Here is a 4274-nt window from a genome sequence, read left to right as displayed (position 1 = left end):
GAACGAAAGCATGGACAGAAGTAGCAAACCAAATTCCGAAATATCACCTTGAGGGTTTGACTTCTGGATACAATATCAAATACTTGATCAAGTTCCCAGACGATTATTTCGACCGTGAAGGACTCGAAACTAATGAGGAGAAAAATGAGCATAAGCGCCGTGTTCTCAATCAGATGAAAGAGTCTTTGGCTGGCAAAAAAGACAAAGCGGTTGTAACATACTACAAGTATGATATACAATCGATGAAGGCTTTGCCAGGCGTGGAGATTGTTCCGCTGAAAAATGACATGACGGATGATGCTTACGTGTCTCTTTTCAACACGGCCAACATTGCTCAAGCTAGTGGACATGGTGTAATGCCAGTTCTTGCGGGTATCGACACTGGAGGGAAATTGGGAGGCTCAGGCAAGGAACTCGAAGCGGCAGCCATGTATCAACAAAAATTCATGACTTATAGCGATAGAGCTTTGTTATTACGCCCATTAATTGAAGTTCAGGACCTTAACGGTTGGGACTCAAAAATTAAGTTTTGGTTTGAGGATATCGAAGTTTACGTAACGGACTCAACCCCTACCAATTCGCCAGCAAATCCAAATAATCCAGCTAAGCAACAAAACAAAGATGGCAACACTAATTAAGAATATTTCAGAGCTGAAGAATGTAATTGGTGGCATTCAAAAGGATATGAGTGATGCCAATTTTATGCCCTTTGTGAAGTCTGCGGAGACTCGGTTTATCATGCCGATTATTTCGGAGGAGTTTTACGATGAGCTTACAACTCTTAGCAATACGACAACCAAGCAAGCTAGGCTTATTGATTTGCTCAAGCAAGCTTCTGGTCATTACGCTAATATGCTAAGTACCATCAAGCTGGTGCTTAGTAGAGGTGATATCGGTTTGACGCAAAACAAAACTGGTAACTCGGTGGCAATTACCAAATGGCAGTATGTAGCTGACATAAAAGACTCAAGGGAGAAAGCGGATGCTGCTTTGGAAGCAGCTTTGAAATACCTACATAAGAATAAGTCGGACTTTCAAACCTTCCTTCAATCTGAGGAGTACAAGGCATCGGCAAACTTGCTTATCCCGACTGCTACCATGCTCACGGAGTTTTTGCCAGTGGTCGATAATTCTCAGATTTTCTACTTACGATTAGCTAATTATATAGCAAAACAGCAAAAGTATTATATCGTGCCCCTAATTGGAAAAGAACAACTGGAGGCATTCAAGACAAAGGCTAGACAAGCAAGTCCGAATTGGACGGAGAAAGAGCAAGAGGCAATGGACTTGCTTTGTCATGCCATCGCAAACCGTGCGTTTGCTGAGGCTATCCCATTTTTGAATATCAATTTGGATATGCGAGTAGTAAGCGAAACGGATGGTGTATTGAATGAGGATGACCTTAGTGCAGACCGCAAAACGGGTATGCAAAGAGCCTGCTTAGAACAAGCAGAAAAGTTCTCGAATATGCTAGTGAAGTTCCTTAACAAGAATGCTTCAGCTACCGAATTTCAAAGTTTTTATAGTTCAATTTTTTATAAGCCAACATTAGGACTTAGAGACCTGCCGCCAGTTGAGCCGGGTGCGCCCCTAGTGTTATAACTCAAATCACGATGACAAAGGCGAATGCAACGAGTGTGGCGGAAGATGTAGTGAAACCGCCAATCGTTTTGAAAAACAACAACTTCGAAAAGCAGGAAGAGGAGCTTCAAGCTGCTATCGTTAATGCTCAAAAGCAGCTTGAAGCTACTAGAAAGCAGAAAGCTGATGCTCAACAAAAAGAGCAAGAGCAAAAGAGAATCAGAAAAGCTGCTTTGATAGCTGAAGCGGAGCGCTATGAAGCGCTTGCGAATGAATCAGGATTAGAAAAGCAGGATGTCGATGCACGTCTACAGTGGGCGGCTGAAGCTCGCAATCAAGCAGCTCAAATCTACATTGAAGGTGAAGAGCAACCCGAACCGAGCTTTGTACAGAAAATCAGCGAAAAGCTTACAACTCTTTTTGCCTGGCTTTTTGGTCACGGCCTTGGTTGGACCTTCCAGATTGCAGTGCTTTTCATTGTTGCCTACTTCTGTTATAGCAAAGTGATGGATTGGAAAGTAGCTATTCAAGCTATCAATGCAAAGTATGCAGCACTCGACCAACCAACCCAAATGCTTGCACCACCATTAGACGAAACAGATTTGCAAAAGGTCTTCTACGACAAGTTTGTATTGTTTATTGACCTGTTCACAGCCTTTGTGATAATGCTAATTCTAGCACCGGATAAACTATTTCAAATTTTACCTTTTGCCAAAATCAGTAAGAAAATATGGAGTGGATATGCCACATTACCCGAACAGCAAAAGCAATGGTTGTCTTTTGCATGGTGTGCCTTGGTATTGCTTGTAACAATCTGGAGTCACACGCACAACAGTACCATCCGATAGAGCTTGAGCTTCGGAATGCCATTTTTGACACGCTGAGGTATTACACAAATTTCACAGTCGAGCAAACTGGCAAGAACGACCATTGGGCAATCTATCGTTTCAACAAGCTCCAAAAAGGTGCAAAAGGACGTGCATGGTGTTCCGATTTTATTTTGTACGGATATCACAAAAACGGTGTTTACCCTCCCTTGGTTACGGGTGTCGCCTACAGTTGGAAAAAGAAAAAGACCCTAGTTTACTGGCCCGCCATGGGTGTAGATGTCCGGCGAATAAAACAACTGGTAAACATGATGGATGTCGTAGTATTCACATGGTCGCACGTCGAGGGCTATACTGATTGTAATATTCTAGGTCCCATTACCATCGGGGGAAATACCAAAGGTTACAGACCAAAAGAAGGTGCCTACTATCCTATACATAGGCGCTGGAGGGATGTCAGAGGGATTTATAACCACGTGACTCCATGGCTCAAAGCTCATGAGAGCTCTGCGGCCATCAAAATGAGTTTCAACTTTCAAACCTTATAAATTATGCTTAATCAAAATGAAATTGGCTTGGTAGACAGATTTCTTTCACCAACGCCAAAGGTATTCGGTACCATCCGAAACATTGGAATTATCCTAGCTGCTTTAGCTGGAGCAATTATGACTATTGGAAAGGATATGCAATTGCCTACAATCTTAACCATGATTGCCGATAAGGCAACTGTTATCGCTGGACTCATTGCGGCCACCATTGCTCAGCTCACTGTAGACTACAAGGAGAAGAGTTTGGAGGATATTAGACCTCCAGATGAGCCATTTATTTTCAAGAATGATTTGTTCATCATTTTATTACTGTTTAGTTTTTCATTTTCAATGCTATCGTGCACCTCTCCAGTAGTTCGAGGGAAAATAGTGAAGCTGGAGAACAAGCCTCCCAAAGTAATAGCCGGTGTTTACTTTGCTCAAAAATGGAATGTAACTATCGAGGATTACGGTCGGTTTCGAACTTCGGATATCGATAGAGCTGAGTGGATACATCTCAAGCCCGGTCGAATCTTTTACGCTGGGAAGTAATGGAATGGCTCAAATCACAATTACTACAAAATCAGATAGCGAAGCTGTCTGGTGGATGGAGCTCGCTAACAAAATGGGTACTGAAATACAAGTGGTATTTGGTAGCAATTGCCCTGCTGATGGTGATAATCCCTCAAGTGCTCCGTTGCAAAACAGAAAACGTAAGTACGAACAATCAAAGTTCAAACCACCAGGGCAATGTTAGGTCAACTCAATACATCCAAAAGAGCGAGAAAGCTAGGTTGGCTTCTCATGCTCGTATCGATTCTATGCACAGTAATGACGTGCAAAGGTCAATCGACTCTCTCTTCAACCGATGAGCTGGAGCAAGTCAAAAAGTTGGTACCAAAGGGGTATATTGTTTTTACGGTTGATGGTGCAAAAAAAGCTTTGAAGTATAGAGAAGATGCCCTTGCATTCGACTATCAAAACAAGATCAAGGATACTCTTATTACTAGCCTCAGCAATGAAAATGCTTTGCTGAGGCAGGAAAATACCAACTTAAAAACGGAGAATAAACAATTGAAAACCGCCAAAACGCTATCGACCATTGAGCGTTGGGGTTATCGAGCACTGTTGTTAGCAAAATATATTGGACTGCTGTGAAAAAAATTCGTGTAGGTGATATTTGGTCGGGTAAGATTCCCGAAAATTTCGAAGAGTGTAGCTTTTTTCAAAAGGAGCTGGCACTTACGGCAAAGCATTATTTGAATAATCCAGAGATATCGTTAGAAACTTACAACGATATCCGGAAAGATATCACATTGGTGCTTAGTCGAATACCCAA

Annotated in this window: 7 protein-coding genes and 1 pseudogene; all 8 read left to right on the top strand. The window is 42.2% G+C overall.

The window, feature by feature from the left end; translation table 11 throughout:
* Positions 1-638: pseudogene (locus ACOVQ4_RS13065) on the top strand (hypothetical protein); the annotation flags it as partial.
* The gene (locus tag ACOVQ4_RS13060; RefSeq protein ID WP_421821077.1) at positions 622-1602 is read left to right on the top strand and encodes a DUF6712 family protein; all 981 of its coding nucleotides are present in this window, start codon (positions 622-624) and stop codon (positions 1600-1602) included. The pseudogene ACOVQ4_RS13065 and the gene ACOVQ4_RS13060, both read left to right, overlap by 17 nt.
* Before the next feature lie 11 nt (positions 1603-1613).
* Positions 1614-2429, top strand: a complete 816-nt coding sequence (locus tag ACOVQ4_RS13055) for a hypothetical protein (protein ID WP_283374832.1) — start codon at positions 1614-1616, stop codon at positions 2427-2429.
* Entirely contained in the window at positions 2366-2956 is a 591-nt protein-coding gene (locus tag ACOVQ4_RS13050; protein WP_421821076.1) for a hypothetical protein, read from the top strand. Before ACOVQ4_RS13055 ends, ACOVQ4_RS13050 begins: the two co-directional genes overlap by 64 nt.
* Positions 2957-2959: 3 nt before the next feature.
* Positions 2960-3487: a hypothetical protein gene (locus ACOVQ4_RS13045; RefSeq protein WP_421821075.1), complete on the top strand. Its 528-nt coding sequence runs from the start codon at positions 2960-2962 to the stop codon at positions 3485-3487.
* Between the two features lie 4 nt (positions 3488-3491).
* Positions 3492-3692 (top strand): hypothetical protein, encoded by a 201-nt coding sequence (locus ACOVQ4_RS13040; RefSeq protein ID WP_421821074.1) that lies wholly within the window; start codon positions 3492-3494, stop codon positions 3690-3692.
* Complete coding sequence (locus tag ACOVQ4_RS13035; protein WP_421821073.1) at positions 3686-4093, top strand: hypothetical protein; 408 nt, start codon at positions 3686-3688, stop codon at positions 4091-4093. The genes ACOVQ4_RS13040 and ACOVQ4_RS13035 overlap by 7 nt, the downstream gene beginning before the upstream one ends.
* Positions 4090-4274, top strand: a 185-nt coding sequence (locus tag ACOVQ4_RS13030) for a hypothetical protein (protein ID WP_421821072.1), incomplete at its 3' end; no start/stop codon positions are given. The genes ACOVQ4_RS13035 and ACOVQ4_RS13030, both read left to right, overlap by 4 nt.

This window comes from Flectobacillus sp. (assembly GCF_049240685.1).
GTDB lineage: Bacteria > Bacteroidota > Bacteroidia > Cytophagales > Spirosomataceae > Flectobacillus.
The sequence above is the reverse complement of the archived record's forward strand: the minus strand, read 5'-3'. Positions and strand labels throughout refer to the sequence as shown.

What these genes read in the sequence shown, in the direction of transcription:
- ACOVQ4_RS13055 (WP_283374832.1), top strand. Translation starts at nt 1,614, where the DNA reads ATGACAAAGGCGAATGCAACGAGTGTGGCGGAAGATGTAGTGAAACCG.
- ACOVQ4_RS13045 (WP_421821075.1), top strand. Translation starts at nt 2,960, where the DNA reads ATGCTTAATCAAAATGAAATTGGCTTGGTAGACAGATTTCTTTCACCA.
- ACOVQ4_RS13035 (WP_421821073.1), top strand. Translation starts at nt 3,686, where the DNA reads ATGTTAGGTCAACTCAATACATCCAAAAGAGCGAGAAAGCTAGGTTGG.
- ACOVQ4_RS13040 (WP_421821074.1), top strand. Translation starts at nt 3,492, where the DNA reads ATGGCTCAAATCACAATTACTACAAAATCAGATAGCGAAGCTGTCTGG.
- ACOVQ4_RS13050 (WP_421821076.1), top strand. Translation starts at nt 2,366, where the DNA reads ATGGTGTGCCTTGGTATTGCTTGTAACAATCTGGAGTCACACGCACAA.
- ACOVQ4_RS13060 (WP_421821077.1), top strand. Translation starts at nt 622, where the DNA reads ATGGCAACACTAATTAAGAATATTTCAGAGCTGAAGAATGTAATTGGT.